The sequence below is a fragment of the Rathayibacter sp. VKM Ac-2803 genome (assembly GCF_009807175.1).
In the GTDB taxonomy this organism is placed as follows: domain Bacteria; phylum Actinomycetota; class Actinomycetes; order Actinomycetales; family Microbacteriaceae; genus Rathayibacter.
On the sequence record NZ_WUCD01000001.1, the window covers coordinates 3,453,561 to 3,474,397 of the forward strand.

Genomic DNA, 20,837 nt, shown 5'->3' on the forward strand with positions numbered 1-20,837 from the left:
CGCATCACTCCCCGCGAGCGATCGCCCGCAGGGCCGCGACGTGGGCGTCGAAGGCCGACGACCCGGCCGGCGTCAGCGCGACCCACGTGACCCGCCGGGAGTCGCTCCGGGCGGCGGAGGACGACTTCGACATCGCGACGAGGCCCGCGTCGGCCAGCAGCTTCAGGTTCTTCGACAGCGAGGCGTCGGCGATGCCGAGCGTGTCGCGCAGCACGCCGAAGTCGATCCCGTCGCCCGCACGCAGCAGACCGCAGATGCGGAGCCGGAGCGGCGCGTGGATCAGCTCGTCGAACCGGGCCTCAGCGGACACGGCGCATGCGCTCGCGCGCGGCTCCGGTGAAGGCGTAGGTGAGGGCCGCGCCGGAGGCGAACGCCAGAGCTGTCGGCGCGGCGATCCACCCGTGGAGATCGAAGGAGGCGAGGCCGAGCGCCACGCTGTAGAGCGCTAGCACGACGGCGAGGCCGGCCAGTGCCAGGAGCCAGGGCGCCGCCCCGAGTCGTGCGAGCTTGACTCCGGTCGCCGCTCGATAGCAGGCGAGCAGCGAGAGCGCGAAGACCAGGCAGGCGATGAAGACGGCGTTCAACTGGCCTCCTGAGGCGGGTCGGACGACGAAGCACGCCGCGATCAGACCGAATCCGGCGGCGAGCCACCACGGCGTGCGTACCCTGTCGGCGAGGGCGGAGCGGTCGGCATCGAGTTCTGAGAGGATATCGTTGCTTTCCATGATGGAAAGTCTATGCATCGCTTTCCACTTCGGCAACTGATGTGTTCGAGGCCCGTACTCCGCCGTCAGAGGAGGCGGATACGATGGTCGGCGTGAATCGAGCAGGAGCGGGCGCCGACGTCAGGATCGGGCCGAACGACGTCCTGCGGTTCGTCCTCGAGCTCTTCGCGCTCGCGACGTTCGGGATCTGGGGCTTCACCGAGTGGGCCCTGCCGCTGAACATCGTCTTCGGGATCGGCGCACCCGTGCTCGCGGCGCTGGTCTGGGCGCTGTTCCTCTCGCCGAAGGCCGTGCTCGCGATCGACGTCTACGGCCGCTCGCTGATCGAGCTGCTGGTCATGGGCGCCGCGGCCGTCGCGTGGCTCGACATGGGCCAGCCGATCGTCGCGATCGTCTTCGGCGTCGTCGCGGTCGTGTCCGGAGTCGTCGCCGGGCGTCGCGCGGTCGCCTGACGCGTACCGTCTCCGGCCGCGATCTCGGGCTCGTCGAATCGGCTTCGGCTCGCGGAATCCAGCACTTCTGACGAGCCGAACGCGATCCAGCGAGCCGGACCTCCGGACAACCGACCTTCCGGCGACCTCCGGCTCGTCGAATCCGGTTCGGCTCGCGGAATCGCGCACTTCTGACGAGCCGAACGCGATCCTGCGAGCCGGAGGTGCTTCGGCGCCGCTCCCGCACGCGAACGGCCGCCCCGCGGCTCCGGTGGGAGCGCGCGGGGCGGCCGTCGTGCGCGGGCGGAGGCTACTCCGCGGCGGCTCCCTCACGCAGCGCGAGGGCCCGGCGACGGACGCCGGAGATCAGCAGTCCCGCGCCGATCAGCGCCAGAGCCGCGGCCCCGAGCAGACCGCCCTCGAATCCGGTGGAGGGCAGCCCTCCCGAGCCGCCGCCGTGGCCGGGTGCACCCGGTCCGGTGGTCGGCGTGGACGTCGGCGCAGGACCCGCGGTGGGTCCGGCGGTGGGCGTCGCGGTGGGCTCCGGGGTGCCCGTCGGCTCCGGGGTCGCCGTCGGCTCGGGCGTGCCCGTCGGCTCCGGAGTCGCGGTCGGCGTGGGAGCCGGCGTCGCCGACTCCGTCACGTCGACGCTCACCAGAGTCGCGAGACCCGAGTCGGAGTAGGCGACCCGCCCGAGGTACTGCGCGGGGCCGGCCAGGTCGCTCCACGAGATCGCGTAGCTCGTGGGCTCGCCCTGCACCGCATCGATCACCGCGGGCTCGGTCGTCAGCGCGCCGACGCCTCCCTCGGGGGTGACGACGAAGCTGCGCAGGTCGAACGTGACCGTGGGCTCAGCGCCGACCGCGTAGATGTCGGCGGTGACCCGGTAGGTGCCCGCCTCGGGCTCCGCGAGGTCGACGCGCTCGTCGGCGGAGGCGGTCGCCGAGACGGCCTGCGAGACCGGCTCGCCCGCCGCGTCGAGCAGCTCGACGTAGAGGTCGAGGTCGGCCGTGTCGTCGATCGAGTCGAGATCGAAGCGCGCGAAGTCCGCGCCCTCCGGTACGACGACGTCGGTGATCAGCGTCGTGCCCGCCGGCAGGGTGCCGGAGTGGCCGTCGGCCGCCGTGGCGTCCTCGGCGAGGACCCCCTGCGCGAGTCCGGTCGTCGACAGCGGCAGAGCGCCGTCGATGCCGGGCGTGATGGTCGCCGTGGTCGAGCCGGTCGAGCCGGAGCCCGAGACCTCGTACGGCGCGTCGAGCAGGACCGGCCGCACGGCGACCGGGCTGCGGACCTCGTGCTCCGCGCTCGACCACGTCAGGTAGCCGGTCGCGAACTCCGAGAGCTCGGCGTCCTCCGTGGTGAAGGTGACCGTGTACTCGGCCGTCTGGCCCGCTCCGGTGAAGGAGAGGGTGGACGGCGACACCCCGGTGTCGACACCGGGGATGTCGAGCGACGCGGTGTACGTGCCGGGAGCGGTCGAGGTCACCGTGCGGGTGACGGTCTGCGTTCCGGCCAGTGCGCCGATGGCGATCGAGGCCTGGTTGAGGTCGGACGGGTCGATCGCCTCGATCGGGTCGATCGCGGGATCGGGGTCGAACACGTAGCCCGCGCCCTTGAGGAACGCGATCCAGTCGCTCGGACCGCTGTCGTAGATCAGTCCGGGGTCGAGGAAGGCGGTCGGATCGACGTGACCGGCGCCCTGGGCGAAGACGTCCTCGGAGGCGTTCCCCGACTGGTCGACGCTGTCGTAGGAGGTCGTCATCATGGCCGACTTGACGGCCGACGGCGACGCGTTCGGGCTCGCGCCGAGGATCAGCGCGGCGAGCCCCGCGATGTGCGGCGACGACATCGAGGTGCCGGACTCGAACGCGAAGGCGGGATCGTCGCCCTCGGCGTTGAAGCTGTCGGCCAGGATCGCGACGCCGGGCGCCGTGAGGTCGGGCTTCAGCACATCGCTTCCGTCGGCCTCGGCCGGTCCGCGCGACGAGAATCCGGCGACCTGGGGCACCGCGATCGCGATCCCGGAGGTGTTGCCCTCGCTGAGCGTCACGGTCGCGCCCGGGGTGGACGCGTAGGCGGTGATGGCGTCGTACGCCTCCGAGTCGATCTGGATGCTCGGGACCGAGTGGTCGTCGACGTGCAGCGCATTGGGGAACGGGTTGAGCAGCAGCATGCCGATGCCGCCCGCCCGCTCGACCTCGGCCGACTTGGACACGCGGGCCGTGACGCCCGCGGTGCAGGCGACGACCTTGCCAGAGACCTTCGCGGGGTCGAGGGTGCCGGTCTCGCAGATCTCCGGAGTCTCGGCCCCGGCGAGGACGACGTCCGCGCTGTTCACGAGAGGGCCGGTGACGTCCTCGTGGACGGTGATCGATCCGCCGGGGAACGCCTGGCCGTCACCGAGGGTGGCGGTGGCCGTGTAGGTCGGGATCGAGGAGGCGGCGACCGTCGTGTACCACGGCGAGGCGTGGTCGAGGGTCGAGTCGCCCGGACCGGAGTTGCCGGCCGAGGCCGCCACGAAGACACCCGCGGCGGCGGCGTTGAGGAACGCCTCGTCGATGAGCGTGAGCGTGGAGGTGGCCGAGCCGCCGCCGATCGAGAAGTTGATCACGTCGACGCCGTCGCTGGTCGCGGCGTCGATCGCCGCGAGGATGCCGGGGCCCGAGCAGAAGTCGTCGTCGTCCGTGCCGTCGACGTCGCCGTTCCAGCAGACCTTGTACGCGGCGACCTTCGCCGCGGGAGCGACGCCCGAGATCGAGCCGTAGTCGTAACCGTCGACACTCGCGTCGACGCCCGCGTTGCCGGCGGCCGTCGAGGCGGTGTGCGAGCCGTGGCCGTCCGCGTCGCGCGGCGAGAGGTACTCGGGATTGTCGGGCGAGCCGGCGGGCTCGGAGTCGCCGAGGAACCAGCGCGCACCGATCAGCTTCTGGTTGCACTCCTCGCCGGTCCACTGCTGCGACGCGTCGGCGCCGCTCACGCAGGCGCCGACGAAGTCGCTGCCGTCGGACTTCGGGTAGGTGACGGTGGTGCCGTTCGTGAAGGGCGCGGCTCCCGGAGTCGTCGCGAGCGGAGCGCCGGCGAACGACGGGTTCTCGGGTGCGATGCCGGAGTCGATGACGCCGACCACGACGCCCGCGCCGGCCTCGTCGATGCCGCCGAGCTCGTTCCAGACGCCGTCGGGGCCGTCGAGGCCGAGGAAGCTCGTCGAGGGCTCCTGGCCGGTGTCGGGGACGGGGATCCCGGAGGCGGTCGGGGCCTGAAGCGTCGTCGGCTGGACCGCGCGGTCGAGGGTGAGGTCCTCGATCTCGCGCACCTGGGCGACGTCCTTGCGGTTCGCGAGGCGGCTCGCCTGCGCGCCGGTCAGCTCGGCCGAGAAGCCGTTGAGCGTGACCGTGTAGTGGTAGCCGATCTCGGCATCGACGGCGGCGGCGACGTCGTCCTGTCGCCGCTCGAGGTGCGCCGAGTAGTCCTCGACGGGGGCGGACCGCGCCTGCAGCTGCGATCCGGCGTCGGGAGCCGTGCGGGCGAAGCGGGCGTCGGTGCCCTCGTAGGTGGCCGCGGCGGGCTCGACCAGAGTGACGACGTAGTCGCCGTCGTCGAAGCTCTGCAGCGACGACAGGCCGCCGACGAGCGACGCGCTCCCGACGACGGGAGCCGCGGACGCCGCGGTGGAGGCGAACGCGGCCGAGGCGGCGACACCGAGCACAGCGAGCCCTGCCAGGATCCGCCTCTCGGTTCGACGAACGGGTGGACGGTGGGAGGGGTGGATCGGCAATCGATGTCCTTACTCACAATCGCTGGGAGCCGGATCGGCTCCCGCACTGAATCGACCCTACGAACTGGATCGCTCGGCTCTGTTACGAACAGGTAACGAAGTCACCGGATTGGGGACGAGGACAGTTGGCACTCTCCCGGGTCGAGTGCTAAATTCCTGGCATTGAGTCACTTCGACTCAACTCTGGGAATTGATCCGTTGCACGACTGAATGGAGTGATTTCGATGGCCGTCACCTACGACCCGATCCGCGAGCTCGACCGCTTCGCCTCCGCCCTCTTCTCGCCCGGCCAGGGCCCCCGCCGCATGCCGATCGACCTCTACCGCGACGGCGACCACTACGTCCTCACGGCCGACCTGCCCGGTATCGACCCCGGGTCGGTGGACGTCGACGTCGACGGCCAGCTGCTCACGATCCGCGCCCAGCGCACGGTGGCGAGCGGCGAGGACGTCACCTGGATCACCCGGGAGCGCCAGTCCGCGACCTTCGTCCGCCAGCTGAGCCTCGGCCAGGGCGTCGACACCGAGCGCATCTCGGCGTCGTACGACAACGGCGTCCTCTCGGTGACCATCCCCGTGAGCGAGAAGGCCAGGTCGCGGAGGATCGAGGTGGTCTCGAGCGCGAGGCCCGAGCAGGTCCGGCTCAGCGAGTCGCGCTCCGAGTGATCCGCTCCGCGATCGAGGGCCCGTCCGCTTCCGAGCGGCGGGCCCTCGGTCGTTCCGGCCCGGGGTGCGAGCGGCCGCAGCCCTATGTTGGGAGGATGTCCGCTCCCACGCCCGACGCCGCCGTCGGAATCCTGCTCCCCCGCGACCTCCCGGCCGCCCAGGTCCTGTCCTACGCCCGACGCGCCGAGGCGCTCGGCTTCGACGAGCTGTGGGTGGTCGAGGACCTCGGCTTCCGCGGCGGGATCGCGCAGGCCGCCGCCGTGCTCGCGGCGACCGAGCGGATCGTGGTCGGCATCGGCATCCTCCCCGCCGCCGCGCGCACGGCCGCCTTCACCGCGATGGAGCTCGGCACCCTCGCCGAGATGTTCCCCGGTCGCCTCCACGCCGGCATCGGCCACGGCATGCCGCACTGGATGCGCGGCCTCGGCGTGTGGCCGCAGAGCCCGCTGACGCTCCTCGAGGAGCAGTTCGACGCGATCCGCTCGCTGCTCGCCGGCGAGGAGACGACCCGCGCAGGCCGGTACGTGACGCTCGACGGGCTCCGCCTCGAGTCGCCACCCGCCGTCGCTCCCCCGCTGCTGGCGGGAGTGCGGGGACCCAAGTCCCTGGAGCTCGCGGGCAGGATCGCCGACGGCGTCGTGCTGGCCGAGCCGGTCACTCCGGAGTACATCACCGCCGCCCTCGAGCGGATGGCGACGCCCGGACGAGTGGTCGCCTACAACGTCGCCGCCGTCGACGACGACTCTGCAGCCGCGCGGGCGCAGGTGCGCCCCGGTCTCGAGTGGATCGGCGAGCCGGACTGGGCGCCGCATCTCGCCCCGCTGCCCTTCGCCGACGAGTTCGCGCGCCTGCGCGAGCGGAGCGCCGACCGAGCCTCCTTCGTGCGCGACCTGCCGGACGAGTGGGTCGACCAGCTGTCGGTCGTCGGCACCCCCGACGCCGCCCGGGCCAGGATCGGCGAACTGCACGCGGCCGGCGCGTCGAGCGTCGTGCTGATGCCGACGGGCGCCGACGCCGGCGCCGCGATGGAGGCGCTCGCCCGGGCGCTCTGACCCGGGTCGGGCTCGCAGAAACGGCTCCGGCTCGCGGAATCGGAGGATTCCCGCGAGCCGGAGCCGTTCTGACGAGCCGGAGGTCAGGCCGACATGCGCGCCTTGAGGTTCTCGTCGAGGGTCGCGAGGAACTCCTCGGTCGTCTGCCAGGCCTGGTCCGGTCCGACGAGGAGCGCGAGGTCCTTCGTCATGCTGCCGGACTCGACCGTCTTGATGACGACGTCCTCGAGGGTGAGCGAGAAGTCGATAAGCTCCTGGTTGCCGTCGAGCTTGCCGCGGTGGGCCAGTCCGCGGGTCCACGCGTAGATCGAGGCGATCGGATTCGTCGAGGTGGGCTTGCCCGCCTGGTGCTGGCGGTAGTGGCGCGTGACCGTGCCGTGCGCCGCCTCCGCCTCGACGACGCTGCCGTCGGGCGTGGAGAGCACGGAGGTCATCAGACCGAGAGAGCCGAAGCCCTGCGCGACCGTGTCGGACTGGACGTCGCCGTCGTAGTTCTTGCAGGCCCAGACGTAGCCGCCCTCCCACTTCATCGCGGAGGCGACCATGTCGTCGATCAGGCGGTGCTCGTAGGTGAGGCCCGCGGCGTCGAAGCGCTCCTTGAACTCGGTCTCGAAGATCTCCTCGAAGATGTCCTTGAACCGGCCGTCGTAGGCCTTGAGGATCGTGTTCTTCGTCGAGAGGTAGACCGGGTAGTTGCGGGTCAGGCCGTAGTTGAGCGACGAGCGGGCGAAGTCGCGGATCGAGGCGTCCTGGTTGTACTGGACCTGCGCGATGCCGTCGTCGGGAGCCTTGTAGACCTCGAACTTCATCGGCTCGGAGCCGTCCTCGGGCGTGAACTCGACGGTCAGCGTGCCCTTGCCCTTGAAGACGAAGTCGGTGGCGCGGTACTGGTCGCCGAAGGCGTGGCGGCCGATGATGATCGGCTTGTTCCAGCCGGGCACCAGGCGCGGGATGTTCGAGATGATGATCGGCTCGCGGAAGATGACGCCGCCGAGGATGTTGCGGATCGTGCCGTTGGGCGACTTCCACATCTTCTTCAGGCCGAACTCCTCGACGCGCGCCTCGTCGGGCGTGATGGTCGCGCACTTGACGCCGACGCCGTGCTTCTGGATGGCGTGCGCCGCGTCGATCGTGACCTGGTCGTCGGTCTGGTCGCGGTACTCCATGCCGAGGTCGTAGTACTCGAGGTTCACGTCGAGGTACGGGTGGATGAGCGTGTCCTTGATCTTCTGCCAGATGATCCGCGTCATCTCATCGCCGTCGAGCTCGACGACGGTTCCCTCAACCTTGATCTTGGACATTGCTCTCCCATGGTCTCGATGCAACCCCGCTCCTGCGCGGGACGGGCGGCTGCGCGGCCGCTCCGGATGGCCTCCGCCAGCCTACCCGAGGGCGGAAGTGTCTCGATGTCGAGAGAGTTCGCCGATTCGGGGCGCTCCCCCGATGACGGTCCGTGCGCCGTCGTCCTGGCGGAGGATGACTGCCCCGGATCGGGCCGCTAGATTGACCGCATGAGTGCACTCCGCCTGGAAGAGCTGTCGGCCTCGAACATCTCCGCCGTGAACGGGCTGAGCCTCAAACCCGGGCAGGAGCAGTTCATCGCGCCGGTGTCGTACTCGGCGGCCGCCGCAGTGATCGATCCCGGCGCCGCCTGGCAGCGCGCGATCCTCGACGACGACGAGCTCGTCGGCTTCATCCACGCCCACTTCGACCCGGAGGCCGCGGAGGAGTTCCGCAGCTGCATCTGGCGCATCAACATCGACGCCTCGAAGCAGGGTCGTGGAGTCGGTACCTTCGCCGTCCGCGCGGCCGCCGACGAGGCGCGCACCCGCGGCTTCGACACCCTCACGGTCATCTGGGAGTCCGGCGAGGACGGCCCCGAGCAGTTCTTCCGCTGGATCGGCTTCGAGGTCGTCGGCGAGACGCAGTACGGCGAGAACATCGGGGCGCTGAAGCTCTGATCGCAGCCGCCGGGCAGCCGGGTCCGCCGCCCGACGGGACGGCCCCCGACTCCCCCGACTTCGTCTCCGCCGTGCTGGCGGTCGTCGACTCCATCCCGCCGGGTCGCGTGATGGCCTACGGAGAGATCGCCGCGGTCCTCGGCACGCGCGCCGCTCGAGCGGTCGGGACAATCATGGCCCGCTACGGCTCGGACGTCGCGTGGTGGCGCGTCGTCCGCTCGGGCGGCGCTCCGCCGATCGGGCACGAGGAGCGGGCGCGCGTCGAGTACGAGCGCGAGGGGACGCCACTGGTGACGACTCCGAGCGGCTACCGCGTCGACGTGCTCGCGGCGCGCTGGCGGCTCTGAGCCGCGCTCATACGCCGCGCGGCCTCACACCAGCGACTCGCGCCACGCCGCGTGCAGCGTCGCGAACCGCCCCGCGCCGGCGATCAGCGCCTCCGGAGTGCCGTCCTCGACGATGCGCCCGTGCTCCATCACCAGAACACGATCGGCGATCGCCACCGTCGAGAGGCGGTGCGCGATGATCACCGCCGTGCGGTCGGCGAGCAGGGTCTGCAGACCCTGCTGCACCAGGCGCTCGCTCGGGATGTCGAGGGACGACGTCGCCTCGTCGAGGATCAGCACCGCCGGGTCGGCGAGGAAGGCGCGCGCGAACGAGATCAGCTGCCGCTGCCCGGCCGAGACGCGGCCGCCGCGCTTGTTGACATCGGTGTCGTAGCCGTCGGGGAGCGCCTGGATGAACTCGTGCGCGCCGACGGCCTTCGAGGCGGCGACGATCTCGTCGTACGACGCCGACGGCCGCCCTATCGCGATGTTGTCCGCGACCGAGCCCGAGAAGAGGTACGCCTCCTGGGTCACCATGACGATCGCGCGCCGCAGGTCCTTCGGGTGCAGCTGCCGCAGATCGACGCCGTCGAGGGTCACGACGCCGTCGCTCGGGTCGTAGAACCGCGAGATGAGCTTGGCGAGGGTCGTCTTGCCGGCGCCGGTCGACCCGACGAGGGCGATCGTCTGACCGGCAGGGATGTCGAGGTCGAAGCGCGGCAGGATCTCGCGGTCGCTGGTGTACTCGAAGCGCACACCGTCGAAGCCGAGACGGCCGCGGGCCTGCCGCAGGTCGATCGGACGGGTGGGATCCGGCACGCCCGGCTCCTCCGCGAGGACGCCCGAGATCTTCTCGAGCGCCGCGGCGGCCGACTGGTAGGAGTTGTAGAACATCGCCATCTCCTGCACCGGGTCGAAGAACCGCCGGGTGTAGAGCAGGACCGCGAGCAGCGCGCCGATCTCGAGCCCGCCGTCGAGCACGCGGACGCCTCCGATGAAGAGCACGACCGCGACGGTCACGTTGCCGATCAGCACGAGGCCGGGATCGAAGGTGCCGAAGACGCCGAAGACCTTCTTGTAGGCCAGCCGGTACTTCTCGACGACCCCGCTGAAGACCTCCTCGTTGCGCTTCTCGGCGCGGAAGGTCTGCACCGCGCGGATGCCCGTCATCGTCTCGACGAACTGCACGATCAGCCGCGAGGAGGCGACGCGGGTGCCGCGGAACAGCGCCTGCGACCTCTTCTGGAACCACCGCGTCAGGATCGCGAGCGGCACGAGCGCGCACGCGAGCACGATCCCGCTCACTCCGTCGAGCGTCACCAGAGCGATCGCGACGAAGCCCATGTAGAGCGCGCCCTGCACGAGCTGGTTGATCCCGGAGTCGAGCAGCTCGCGGATGGAGTCGAGGTCGCTCGTCTGCCGCGAGATGATGCGGCCCGAGGTGTAGTTCTCGTGGAACTCGAGGCTGAGCTTCTGCGTGTGCAGGAAGACGCGCTTGCGCAGGTCGATCAGGATCGCCTGGCTCACCCGGGCCGAGAGCACGGTGTACCAGGCGACCAGAACGGCGCCGATCACGCCGGTCAGCACGTAGGCGCCGACGGCCAGGGCGAGCGGGGTCGCGTCGCCGTCGAGCACCGCCGGCAGGCCGTTGTCGATGCCCGCGGCGATCAGGGCGGGCCCGGCCACCTGCGCCGCGGTCGAGACCACGACGACGATCGCCGTGAGCACGAGGCGCAGGCGGAGGGGTCGGAGCAGCGAGCCCAGCAGCCGCAGCGAGCGACGGCGCATCTGGGCGGACTCGGCGCGCGACAGATCGTCGCGCTCCTCGGTCGAACCGAGCGTGCTCATGAGCGGGTCTCCTGGTCGATGGTGTCGGCGTCGCCGCTCGGACGGGAGCCGACGCGCTCGGTCCCCGGCGGGCGGGTGAGCTCGTCCTCCTCGAGGCTCGAGATGACGAAGCGGTAGTGCGGGCTCGACGCGAGCAGCTCGCTGTGGGTGCCGACGGCGGTGACGCGCCCCTCCTCGAGGAGCGCGACCCGGTCGGCCAGGGCGACGGTCGAGGGCCGGTGAGCGACGATCAGCGCGGTCGTGTCGCCGAGGACCCGGCGCAGGCCCGCCTCGACGCGCGCCTCCGTGTCGACGTCGAGTGCCGACAGCGGGTCGTCGAGGACCAGCACGGAGGGGCGCGCCGCGATCACGCGGGCGAGCGCGAGCCGCTGGCGCTGTCCGCCCGAGAGGCTCATCCCCTCCTCGCCGACCGTGGTGTCGAGCCCGTTCGGAAGGGCGTGCACGAAGCCGGCCTGTGCGATCTCGAGGGCCTCGAGAAGCTGCTCCTCGCTCGCGTCGGGGCGACCGAGCAGGACGTTCTCGCGCACCGAGGTCGAGAACAGCGTGGCGTCCTCGAAGGCCATTCCGACGTGAGAGCGCAGCTCGTCGCGCCGCATCCGCCGCACGTCGACACCGTCGATCTCGATCGCCCCCGCGGTGACGTCGTAGAGCCGCGGCAGCAGCGCGGTCAGGGTCGTCTTGCCCGAGCCGGTCACCCCGACCAGCGCCATCGTCTCGCCGGGCTCGACCTCGAGGTCGACGCCGTCGAGCAGATCGGGGAAGCGCTCGGGCGCGTCCTGGTAGCGGAAGTGCACGTCGCGGAACCGCACACGACCGAGGGGTCGCTCGATCGTCTCGGGCGCCTGGGGATCGGTGATCGTGTTGGCGCTGTCCATCACCTCGAAGTAGCGGTCGACCGCCGTGCGGGTGTCGAAGGTCATCGAGAGCAGGAAGCCGATCGACTCGACGGGCCAGCGCAGGACGGTCGCCGTGGCGAAGAAGGCGAACAGCTCGCCGACGCTCAGCTGGCCGTCGGCGGCGAGCCAGACGCCGCCCAGGAGGCAGAGCGCGAAGGCGATGTCGGGGACGAGGAGGAGGACGAGCCAGATCCCGGCGATCGCCTTGGCCTTGGCGATCTCGGTGCCGCGCAGCAGCTCGGCCTGGTCGGCGAAGCCCGCCAGGGCGTGCTTGTGCCGGCCGAACGCCTTGAGCACGCGGATGCCGTGCACCGACTGCTCGACCGTCGTGGCGAGGTCTCCCGCCTGGTCCTGGCTCCGGCGGGCGATGCTCGAGTAGCGCTTCTCGAAGGCGAAGCCGTAGATCCAGACCGGGACGGAGCAGACGATGAACAGGACGCCGAGGATCGGGTTCCAGTAGACGAGCACGCCGAAGCCCACGACGATCGTGAGGGCGTTGACGACGAGCAGCACGAATCCGAAAGCGATCCAGCGGCGGATGAGGCTGAGATCGCTCATCGCGCGCGACAGCAGCTGCCCGCTCTGCCAGCGGTCGTGGAAGGACACCGGGAGGTCCTGCAGCTGCCGGTAGAGCGCGCTGCGCATCCTCGCCTCGATCCGCGTGCTCGGAGTGAGGACCATCCGGCGGCGCAGCGCGATGGCGACGGCCTCGAGGACGCCGAGGGCGAGCACGACCCCGACGGGCCCGATCAGCGGGCCGAGGTCGCCCGACCCGGCGGCGCCGGCTCCGTCGCCCAGCGGACCGTCGACGAGCTGCTGCAGCACGATCGGGATCGCCAGCGAGACGAGGCTCGCCACGAGGGCGACCACGATCCCGAGGCTCAGCCGGGGCAGCGAGTCGCCGACGAAGGGGAGCAGCCGCAGCAGGGTGCGCAGGGTGCTCGGTCGCTTCGACTCGACCCGGCGGTCGTCGATCGGAGTGGTGGGTGCGGACACGGTGAAGGGCTTTCGCGACGAGGAGGGTGGGTGGGGTCGCCGCGGGCCCGTCCCGGGCGCTGCGCAGCCTTGCAGGCTATACCCCGGCTATGCGTCGCGTCCACCGCGGGGCGTGTCGCGCCCCTCCTCGCCGAGGGCTCGTCAGCGCACGCGCACCGAGAGGCAGGTGACGCAGCCCTCGAGCTTCTCGAACTCCGAGATGTCGACGGTCACGACGGTGTAGCCGAGATCGCGCAGCAGCGCGGCGCTCCTCGGTGCCGACGCCGCCATCAGCAGGGTGCTCGGGTCGAGGACGACGACGTGCGCGCCGGGCTCCTCGGGCATCGGCAGGAAGGACGGGAAGAGGCGCGGCTCGTCGACCACGGGCTCCCAGCCGATCACGGTGCCGTCGGGCAGGGCCGTGACGGCGCTCTTCAGGTGCAGGACACGGGTGAGCGGCACGGCGACGACGTTGAACCCGAGCGGGCCGAGGAGGGCGCGCAGCTGGGCGATCCCCTCGGCGTTGGTGCGGCCGCCGCGACCGACGTAGACGGTCGAGCCGACCTTGAGGACGTCGCCGCCCTCGAGGGTGCCCGGCGCCTCGATGCGGTGCAGCGTGAGATCGAGGGCCGAGGCCGCCTCCTCCGCCGCGGCGACCTCGCCCCGGCGGGACTCGGCGCCCGGGCGGGTGAGCACGGCGTGGTCTCCGACGACGACGACGGCGTCCTCGAGGAAGACGGAGTCGGCCATCGCGGGAGCGGGAGCGACCTCGACGGTCTCCCAGCCGGCCTCGTCGAGCGCGTCGACGTAGGCCTCCCACTGCTTCTGCGCCTTCTCCTGGTCGACCGGGACGCGCTCGAGGTGGGTGAGCTCCCCGGCGTCGAGGTTGAGGGCCGGGGCGCGCACGAGCGCGATGCGGCGACCGCGGGTCGATGCCGTCGAGCTCGTCGCGCTCGTCGGGGCCTTCGGCGCGGAGGCGACCGCGATGCGATGGCCGAGGGTCGCGGCCGTGAGGGTGAACGCGAGGAGGAAGACGAGATTGAGGCCGCCGAACGTCTCGACGATGGACGTCCAGACTTCGCCCGTGATCGGGGTGCCGCTCGCGCTGGCCTGCACGAGAGTGCCGAAGGTGGCGCCGATCAGCCCGGCGACGAGGCCGGCGATCGCCGCGGTCCACGCGCGGTTCAGCAGCCCCGCGACAGCGAGCGCGAAGACCACCACGAACGCGAGAGCGCTCGACAGGAGGAAGTAGGCGTTGACCTGAGGCAGCGAGGAGGCGGCCAGCTGGTTGCCGATGAAGAAGGCGAGCAGGTTGGCGAGGTGGGACGCGAGGGCTGTCGCCGCGGCGGCGGCGAGGGCGCCGAGGAGGCGGCGGGCGAGGCTGGGGGCGGGCGCGGAGGCGAGCGTCGAGTCGGAGGGCACGCCGCGACCTTACGCGCTCCGACCAGGGCACCCCCTTTCGGGAACCTTGCGGCCCCCTGAGAGCCGCCCCTCCCACTCCGCAGAAGTTGCGGTAGTCGCACCCGACTACCGCAACGTCTGGAGTCTCGAGGCCTCCGCCACCCGACACCGCAGTAGTTGTCGAACTCGATCCTCGACTACGACAACTCCTGGACTCTCGAAGCTCCCACTCCTCGCCGGCGCGAGAAAGCAGAGCGCCCTCCCCCTTCTGACGCGCCGGCTTCCTCGCGGCGGTGGGTGTCCTGTCCGAGCGGCCCGCCCTCGCTGATCGAGCAGCCCGCCCCTCGCTGATCGAGTAGCCCGCGCAGCCGACGTCTCGAGATCCCCCAGCGTCAGAAGGGCAGGGCAGGAGCCTCATGTGCTGACGCTGGTGGGTCTCGATACGCCCCTGCGGGGCTACTCGACCAGCATTGGTCCGCTCGAGCGCATCTCCCGCCAAGATCCGCCCGAACGTCAGCCTCAACGCCTACTCGACTCCCGAAGAGAGAGGCCGCTCAGCGGGAACCGCGTGCCAAGCGATTCCCGCGGCGGCCGACGCAGGACGCTCTGCAGGACGCAACCACCTCTGGCGGCCGACCGCGCCACGCCGCGCAGGGAGCGGCGTGGAAGACGAACACCACCCGAGGCCGCTCAGCGGGAATCGCGTGCCAGCGATTCCCGCGGCGGCCGACGCGACACGCTCTGCGGAACGCATCCACCCCTGGAGGCCGACCGCGCCACGCCGCGCAGGGAGCGGCCTGGAAGACGAACACCACCCGAGGCCGCTCAGCGGGGATCGCGTGCCAAGCGATTCCCGCGGCGGCCGACGCAGGACGCTCTGCGGAACGCACCCACCCCAACAAGCCGACCGCGCCACGCCGCGCGAGGAGCGGCGTGGAAGACGAACACCTTCTTCCACTGAGCGCTGCGCGCTCAGTGGAAGAAGTGCCGCTCCCCCGTCGTGTACATCGTGACGCCGGCGCGCTTGGCGGCCTCGATGACCTCGGCGTCGCGCACCGAGCCGCCGGGCTGGACGACGGCCTTCACGCCTGCGGCGAGGAGCACCTCGAGGCCGTCGGCGAACGGGAAGAACGCGTCGGAGGCGGCGACCGATCCGGGGGCGCGGTCGCCGGCGCGGGTGACGGCGAGGTGGCAGGAGTCGACGCGGTTGACCTGTCCCATGCCGACGCCGACGGAGGCGCCGCCCTTGGCCAGGAGGATCGCGTTCGACTTCACGGCGCGGCACGCCTTCCAGGCGAACTCGAGGTCGAGGAGCGTGTCGGCGTCCGCGGCCTCGCCGGCGACGAGCGTCCAGCCGGAGCTGACCTCGCCGGGGCCGCCGGTGAAGCGGTCGGGCTCCTGCAGCAGCACGCCTCCCGAGATCTGCTTGAACTCCGTCTCGACCGGCGCGTAGTAGTCGGGCAGCTGCAGCAGGCGCAGGTTCTTCTTCGTCTTGAGCACCTCGAGCGCCTCCGGCTCGAACGAGGGGGCGACCAGCACCTCGGTGAAGATCTCCTTGACCGTCTCGGCCATCGCGAGCGTAACGGGCCGGTTGGCGGCGATGACGCCTCCGAATGCCGACACCGGGTCGCACTCGTGCGCGCGACGGTGGGCGGAGGCGATGGGGTCGATCGCCTTGGCGCCGGCGATCGCGATGCCGCACGGATTGGCGTGCTTGATGATCGCGACGGCGGGCAGCACGAAGTCGTAGGCCGCACGCACGGCGGCGTCGGCGTCGACGTAGTTGTTGTACGACATCTCCTTGCCGTGCAGCTGCGTGGCCTGGGCGATTCCCGTCCCGTCGGGCGAGACGTAGAGGGCCGCCTTCTGGTGCGAGTTCTCGCCGTAGCGCAGGACCTGCTGGAGGGTGCCGCGGATCTCGACGGCGCCCGGGAACCCGGCGTCCACCTCCTGGCCGGCGAACCAGGCGGCGACGGCGGAGTCGTAGGACGCGGTGTGCGCGAAGGCGCGCGCGGCGAGGGTGCGCCGGGCCGCGAGGGTGGTGCCTCCCTCGCCGAGTGCGGCGATGACACCGGAGTAGTCGGCAGGGTCGACGACGATCGCCACGTTGGCGTGGTTCTTGGCCGACGCGCGGACGAGGGCGGGCCCGCCGATGTCGATGTTCTCGACGACCGTGGCCGCGTCGGCGCCGCCCGCGACCGTCTCGCGGAACGGGTACAGGTTGACGACGACGAGCTCGAACGCCGCGATGTCGAGCTGCTCGAGCTGCTCGCGGTGCGACGCGAGGCGCAGGTCGGCGAGGATCCCCGCGTGCACCGCCGGGTGCAGCGTCTTGACGCGGCCGTCGAGCGACTCCGGGAACCCGGTGACGGCGGCGACGTCGGTGACGTCGAAGCCCGCCTCGCGGATGGTCGCGGCGGTCGACCCGGTCGAGACCAGCTCGACGCCGGAGCCGGCGAGCGCCGCCGCCAGCTCGAGGAGCCCGGTCTTGTCGCTGACCGAGATCAGGGCGCGGCGGACGGGGACGACGTCGCGGTCGTCGTAGCTGCTGGGGTCGTGTGCGGTGATGCTCATGCGCGGGAGAGGTCCTCGAGATCGACGGTTCCGTGGGCGATGTCGAGCACCGTCTGCACCAGCAGGCGACGCTCGATGGTCTTGATGCGCTCGTGCAGCGCGTGCTCGGTCTCGCCGGGGAGCACGGCGAGGCTCTCCTGCGCGATGATCGGGCCGGTGTCGACTCCGGTGTCGATGACGTGGACCGTCACTCCGGTCTCCACGGCTCCGGCGGCCAGGGCGTCGCGGACGGCGTGCGCTCCCGGGAAGAGCGGCAGCAGCGCGGGGTGCGTGTTGATCATCCGCGGGCTGAGGGCGTCGACCACCCCGGGCGGCAGGATGCGCATGAAGCCGGCGCAGACGACGAGATCGGGCTCCCATTCGCGGATGCACGCGAGCAGCTCCTCGCCCCAGGCGGCCCGGCTCGGGAACGCGTGCGGCGAGACGGTGAAGGACGGGATGTCGAACGCCTCGGCGTGACGCAGCCCCTCGGCCTCGGTGTCGCTGCCGACGGCGACGACGCGGGCGGGGAAGCGGCCGTCGCTCGCCGCCTCCAGCAGTGCGCGGAGGTTGGAGCCGCCGCCGGAGATGAGTACGACCAGCTTCAGCACTGCGCAAGTCTAGGGGAGGCCCGCGCGCCGGGGGTCAGTCGCGCGACGGTCGCCCGGAGGCGAGTCCGAGCCCCGCGGCCACGGCCAGCTCGAGCGCTGCGATCGCCCCGACGAGGAGCGGATCGGGTCCGACCTGCACCAGGCGGCCCGGGCCGGCCGCGCCCGCCGAGAACCAGGCGAGCAGGCCGAGCAGCAGCCCGCCGACCACTCCGATGCCGCCGGCCGCTGCCGCACCCCAGCGCAGGAGCGAGCGCCCCTCGAGGCCGTCGATCACGACGCGGCGCAGCCGCCAGCCGGCGACGAATCCCGCCAGCAACGGCACCAGGACACCGAGGAAGCCGAAGGCGAGATCGCCCTGCGGCACCGCGGCGAGCACCGGGATCGAGGGCACGGGGCCGAGGAGCGTGCCCGCAGGACCCACCGAGGATCCGGCGCCGATCGCGAAGCCGGGACCGACGAGCCAGCTCGCCGCCCAGATCACGAGGTTCGGGAGGAACGCCAGCTGCCCCAGCGTCAGGGCGAGACCGCCGAGGCCCTCGCCGCCCAGCCCCTCGTAGAGGGCGACGATCGAGGTGTAGTTCACGACGAGGAGGATCGCCACGATCACTCCGGCGACCCCGATCACGGCGGACGCGGCGAGGGTGCCGCCCCGCAGCGACAGCAGCACCAGCGAGGGGCCGGGAGCGGGCAGGCGCTCGAGCGTCTCGCGGGCGAGCTCGCCGAGCCGGTCGGGCTCGCCGCTCCGGGACGAGTGGGTCACGGCGCCGATCGCGACTCCGAGGGCGAACACCAGCGCGGGAAGGACCGTACCCTGCACGGCGTCGACGGAGGCGACGCCGGTCGCGGACCCGACGGTCACCAGGAAGGCGAGGAGGAGGTAGGTGCCGATCGCGACGACGAAGCCGATGAAGCGGAACGGCGACTCCTGCGCCCGCCGACCCGTGCGGGCACCCAGGAGGATCGTGAGCAGCGCGAAGGCGAGGGGCGCGATCGTGACCACGAACGGCTCCGTGCCGCCGGGGAGGCCGAGGGCGAGCGGGGAGTCGGAGCCGAGGCTCGCCAGCAGATCGGCCCCGTGGCCCAGCAGCCAGGCGTCCGCGGCGATCCGCCAGAAGACGCCCCAGTCGATGGCGGTGTCGTACTGCACCGCCCAGAGGACGGTCAGCGGGACGAGCGGGATCGCGATCCCGATCAGTGCCGAGAGCGCGGCGTCGAAGGCGGCGAGGAGGGCGACGGTGATCCGGTTCATGGGCTCGACGAGCCTAGCGGCGGGCTCGGGCTCAGCGGCTCCGGGCGCGCCCGCGTCCCCTAGGGTCGTTGCGTGACGAGGGCATCGGGCGACGTGCGATCGGAGCGCGGCCTCGACCGGCTCGTGAACTTCACCGACGCGACGGTCGCCATCGCGATCACGTTCCTCGTCCTCCCGCTCGTCGACGTGGTCGAGGAGGGCGGCTCCCCCGACCTCGGGACGCTGCTCTCGCAGAACTACGGCACACTCTCGGCGTTCTTCATCACGTTCGCGGTGATCGGCCGGCTGTGGCTGGTGCATCACGCCGTGTTCGAGGGCGTCGCGCGCTACTCCTCCGCGCTCGTGACCGCGAACTTCGTCTGGATGGCGTCGATCGTGCTGCTGCCCTTCGCCGCGAACCTGCTCTCGAACGTCTTCGACACCGATCCGTCGGTCTTCGCGCTCTAAATCGGGACGATGATCGTCGCGAGCGCCGCGACCCTCGCGATGCAGCTGATCCTCCGCCGCGATCCCGATCTCCTCGCTCCGGGAGTGGAGCCGCTCCGCTCCGCCTCGCACTCCGTGATCGTCCTCGCGCTGCTCGCCGCCGCTCTGGTGCTCGCGGTGACGGTGCCCGCCGTGAACATGTTCGCGCTCTTCCTCCTCCTGCTCTCGGGGCCGATCGATCGGCTCGCGCACCGCGGCCGGCCCTCGGCGCGCGGCCGCCAGATCCGCACGGAGCGCGGGCTCGACCGCCTGGTCAACTTCTCGGACGCGACGGTCGCCATCGCGATCACGATCCTGGTGCTGCCGCTCGTCCAGCTGGCCCCTGAGATCGCGCGCGAGGGCGGAGGCGTCGGCGCCGTCCTCGACGTTCCCCTCGACTCGCTGCTCGCCTTCGCGCTGTCGTTCGCGCTGATCGCCGTGTTCTGGGTGCCCCACCACCGGATCTTCGAGCTCGCCGGCGACTACGACGCGGGGCTCGTGTGGCTCGACCTGCTCTGGCTCGCCTCGATCGCGTTCTTCCCGTTCGCGACGAGTGCGCTCGCGCAGCTGCCCGACTCGCGGGCGACCATCGGGCTCTACATCGGCACGATGGTGGTGATGAGCGGTGCGCTGGTGCTGATCGAGCGGCACCTGCTGCGGCGGCCGGGGCTGCTGCGCGAGGGCGTCGGCCGGGTGCGGCTGACGCGGGCGCTCGTCCCCTTCGGTCTGCTCTCGCTGGCGCTCGTGCTCGCCCTGCTCCTCCCGGCCGTCGGGCTGTGGTGGCTGTTCCTGCTCCTCCTGCAGCGTCCGATCTGGCTCCTGACAGCGCGTCGCGGCGAGCGCTAGCGCAGGCGCGGCGCGATGCTCTCCGCGACGGTGCGGAGGATCCTCCGGTGCGACTCGACGCCGCCGACGGCGGGCAGCGTGATCGTCAGCGCGTCCGCCTCCGCCAGCGCGGGATCGGCGCTCAGCGACGCGACGATCTCGTCGACGCCGCCGAGATGGAGCGGGCTGAAGCGCATCGGCGCCGCGATGATCGACCGGTCGGCGGTGCGGGGGCGGCCGTCCTCGTCCATCCGGGCGAGGTAGCCGTCGATGAAGGGCCGGTGCGCCTCCTCGTCGGCGGCGTCGAGCAGCGGCAGCACGATGCGCCCGGCGGTCACCCGCGAGGTGCGGTCGGGATGCGCCGCGGCGAAGGCCTCGCGGTAGGCGCGGATCTGCGCGGCCTGCTGCTCGGCGAAGGGCAGGCCCGTCTCCTCCGTGTTGAGGGTCGACACCTGGAGGTGCATGCCCTGCTCGCCGGCGCGGACCGCCGAGGCGGTGGTGCCCGCGCCGTACCAGAGGCGGTCGGCGAGCCCGGGGGCGTGCGGCTGCTGGATCAGCGGATCGCCGACGGGGACCGACATCAGCGCCGACTCCGCGATGCCGAGGGTCGTGCCGCGCAGCGCCTCGCGGAGGCGCTCGATCCGCTCCTGCGCCTCGGCGCGGAACTCGCGGTCGGCCTGGCCGAACACGCCGTCGAAGACCGAGGAGAGGTGGGCGAAGCCGCCGCTGACGCCGAGGTCGAGCCGGCCGCCCGAGAGCAGGTCGACGGTGGCCGCGTCCTCGGCGAGCCGCACCGGCGACTCGTAGCGGGCGCCGATCACGGCGGTGCCCAGGCGGAGGCGGCGCGTGCGCTGCGAGGCGGCCGCGAAGAAGGTCATCGGCGAGGCCAGGAAGCGCTCGAAGTGGCGCACCCGCACCCAGCCGGTGTCGTAGCCGAGCTCCTCGGCGAGCTCGAACAGCGCCAGGCCGTCCTCGAGGCTGCGCGCGGCGTCTCCGGGCCGCTCGGGACCTTCCGGGTAGGGCACGAAGGTGAGGAAGTCGAGTCCGAGGGTCACCCGACGACGCTATCGCGCCTCCCG

The 20,837-nt window shown here is 71.7% G+C and carries 18 protein-coding genes; 7 read left to right on the forward strand and 11 right to left on the reverse strand.

Annotation, left to right across the window (positions count from 1 at the left end):
- Positions 1–4: 4 nt before the first annotated feature.
- Together GRS96_RS16165 and GRS96_RS16170 are read right to left on the reverse strand one after the other, a co-directional pair.
- The gene (locus GRS96_RS16165) at positions 5–310 is read right to left on the reverse strand and encodes a transcriptional regulator (RefSeq protein ID WP_159852259.1); all 306 of its coding nucleotides are present in this window, start codon (positions 308–310) and stop codon (positions 5–7) included.
- Positions 300–725, reverse strand: a complete 426-nt coding sequence (locus tag GRS96_RS16170; protein ID WP_159988968.1) for a hypothetical protein — start codon at positions 723–725, stop codon at positions 300–302. The genes GRS96_RS16165 and GRS96_RS16170 overlap by 11 nt, the downstream gene beginning before the upstream one ends.
- Before the next feature lie 92 nt (positions 726–817).
- Here GRS96_RS16170 and GRS96_RS16175 point away from each other — a divergent pair, with 92 nt between their 5' ends.
- Entirely contained in the window at positions 818–1,177 is a 360-nt protein-coding gene (locus GRS96_RS16175; protein ID WP_235021731.1) for a YrdB family protein, read from the forward strand.
- Between the two features lie 289 nt (positions 1,178–1,466).
- Here the strand turns inward: GRS96_RS16175 and GRS96_RS16180 are convergent, their stop codons facing one another.
- The gene (locus GRS96_RS16180) at positions 1,467–4,862 is read right to left on the reverse strand and encodes a S8 family serine peptidase (protein WP_159988969.1); all 3,396 of its coding nucleotides are present in this window, start codon (positions 4,860–4,862) and stop codon (positions 1,467–1,469) included.
- Between the two features lie 293 nt (positions 4,863–5,155).
- Between GRS96_RS16180 and GRS96_RS16185 the strand changes: the two genes are divergently transcribed.
- Positions 5,156–5,596 (forward strand): Hsp20/alpha crystallin family protein, encoded by a 441-nt coding sequence (locus GRS96_RS16185; protein WP_159852267.1) that lies wholly within the window; start codon positions 5,156–5,158, stop codon positions 5,594–5,596.
- A gap of 95 nt (positions 5,597–5,691) precedes the next feature.
- Entirely contained in the window at positions 5,692–6,648 is a 957-nt protein-coding gene (locus tag GRS96_RS16190; protein WP_159988970.1) for an LLM class flavin-dependent oxidoreductase, read from the forward strand.
- Positions 6,649–6,731: 83 nt separating this feature from the next.
- Here the strand turns inward: GRS96_RS16190 and GRS96_RS16195 are convergent, their stop codons facing one another.
- Entirely contained in the window at positions 6,732–7,949 is a 1,218-nt protein-coding gene (locus GRS96_RS16195; RefSeq protein WP_159852271.1) for an NADP-dependent isocitrate dehydrogenase, read from the reverse strand.
- 210 nt (positions 7,950–8,159) lie between these two features.
- Here GRS96_RS16195 and GRS96_RS16200 point away from each other — a divergent pair, with 210 nt between their 5' ends.
- A complete protein-coding gene (locus GRS96_RS16200; RefSeq protein ID WP_159852273.1) occupies positions 8,160–8,609 on the forward strand; it encodes a GNAT family N-acetyltransferase in 450 nt (149 codons plus the stop codon).
- A 71-nt stretch (positions 8,610–8,680) separates the two neighbouring features.
- Positions 8,681–8,956 (forward strand): MGMT family protein, encoded by a 276-nt coding sequence (locus tag GRS96_RS16205; RefSeq protein WP_236553643.1) that lies wholly within the window; start codon positions 8,681–8,683, stop codon positions 8,954–8,956.
- Between the two features lie 24 nt (positions 8,957–8,980).
- Here GRS96_RS16205 and GRS96_RS16210 read toward each other — a convergent pair whose 3' ends face one another.
- From GRS96_RS16210 to GRS96_RS16235, 6 genes are all read right to left on the reverse strand, one after another.
- A complete protein-coding gene (locus tag GRS96_RS16210) occupies positions 8,981–10,783 on the reverse strand; it encodes an ABC transporter ATP-binding protein (RefSeq protein WP_159988971.1) in 1,803 nt (600 codons plus the stop codon).
- On the reverse strand, positions 10,780–12,675 hold the full coding sequence (locus GRS96_RS16215) for an ABC transporter ATP-binding protein (RefSeq protein WP_159988972.1): 1,896 nt from the start codon (positions 12,673–12,675) through the stop codon (positions 10,780–10,782). The genes GRS96_RS16210 and GRS96_RS16215 overlap by 4 nt, the downstream gene beginning before the upstream one ends.
- A 141-nt stretch (positions 12,676–12,816) precedes the next feature.
- Positions 12,817–14,076 (reverse strand): dimethylargininase, encoded by a 1,260-nt coding sequence (ddaH, locus tag GRS96_RS20845; protein ID WP_159988973.1) that lies wholly within the window; start codon positions 14,074–14,076, stop codon positions 12,817–12,819.
- Between the two features lie 951 nt (positions 14,077–15,027).
- Positions 15,028–16,629, reverse strand: coding sequence for a bifunctional phosphoribosylaminoimidazolecarboxamide formyltransferase/IMP cyclohydrolase (gene purH / locus GRS96_RS16225; RefSeq protein ID WP_159988974.1), 1,602 nt, complete (start codon positions 16,627–16,629; stop codon positions 15,028–15,030).
- Positions 16,626–17,219, reverse strand: coding sequence for a phosphoribosylglycinamide formyltransferase (purN, locus tag GRS96_RS16230; RefSeq protein WP_159988975.1), 594 nt, complete (start codon positions 17,217–17,219; stop codon positions 16,626–16,628). The genes purH and purN overlap by 4 nt, the downstream gene beginning before the upstream one ends.
- Before the next feature lie 34 nt (positions 17,220–17,253).
- Positions 17,254–18,468, reverse strand: coding sequence for a cell division protein PerM (locus tag GRS96_RS16235; RefSeq protein WP_159988976.1), 1,215 nt, complete (start codon positions 18,466–18,468; stop codon positions 17,254–17,256).
- A 72-nt stretch (positions 18,469–18,540) separates the two neighbouring features.
- Between GRS96_RS16235 and GRS96_RS16240 the strand changes: the two genes are divergently transcribed.
- The gene (locus tag GRS96_RS16240) at positions 18,541–18,915 is read left to right on the forward strand and encodes a TMEM175 family protein (protein ID WP_159988977.1); all 375 of its coding nucleotides are present in this window, start codon (positions 18,541–18,543) and stop codon (positions 18,913–18,915) included.
- A gap of 9 nt (positions 18,916–18,924) precedes the next feature.
- Positions 18,925–19,779: a TMEM175 family protein gene (locus GRS96_RS16245; protein ID WP_159988978.1), complete on the forward strand. Its 855-nt coding sequence runs from the start codon at positions 18,925–18,927 to the stop codon at positions 19,777–19,779.
- On the opposite strand, the gene GRS96_RS16250 is transcribed toward GRS96_RS16245, so the two are convergent.
- The gene (locus GRS96_RS16250; protein WP_159852289.1) at positions 19,776–20,813 is read right to left on the reverse strand and encodes an LLM class flavin-dependent oxidoreductase; all 1,038 of its coding nucleotides are present in this window, start codon (positions 20,811–20,813) and stop codon (positions 19,776–19,778) included. The genes GRS96_RS16245 and GRS96_RS16250 overlap by 4 nt on opposite strands.
- Positions 20,814–20,837 lie beyond the last annotated feature (24 nt).

What these genes read in the sequence shown, in the direction of transcription:
- purH (WP_159988974.1), bottom strand. Translation starts at nt 16,629, where the DNA reads ATGAGCATCACCGCACACGACCCCAGCAGCTACGACGACCGCGACGTC.
- GRS96_RS16185 (WP_159852267.1), top strand. Translation starts at nt 5,156, where the DNA reads ATGGCCGTCACCTACGACCCGATCCGCGAGCTCGACCGCTTCGCCTCC.
- GRS96_RS16235 (WP_159988976.1), bottom strand. Translation starts at nt 18,468, where the DNA reads ATGAACCGGATCACCGTCGCCCTCCTCGCCGCCTTCGACGCCGCGCTC.
- GRS96_RS16210 (WP_159988971.1), bottom strand. Translation starts at nt 10,783, where the DNA reads ATGAGCACGCTCGGTTCGACCGAGGAGCGCGACGATCTGTCGCGCGCC.
- GRS96_RS16195 (WP_159852271.1), bottom strand. Translation starts at nt 7,949, where the DNA reads ATGTCCAAGATCAAGGTTGAGGGAACCGTCGTCGAGCTCGACGGCGAT.
- GRS96_RS16200 (WP_159852273.1), top strand. Translation starts at nt 8,160, where the DNA reads ATGAGTGCACTCCGCCTGGAAGAGCTGTCGGCCTCGAACATCTCCGCC.
- GRS96_RS16170 (WP_159988968.1), bottom strand. Translation starts at nt 725, where the DNA reads ATGGAAAGCAACGATATCCTCTCAGAACTCGATGCCGACCGCTCCGCC.
- GRS96_RS16190 (WP_159988970.1), top strand. Translation starts at nt 5,692, where the DNA reads ATGTCCGCTCCCACGCCCGACGCCGCCGTCGGAATCCTGCTCCCCCGC.
- GRS96_RS16245 (WP_159988978.1), top strand. Translation starts at nt 18,925, where the DNA reads ATGATCGTCGCGAGCGCCGCGACCCTCGCGATGCAGCTGATCCTCCGC.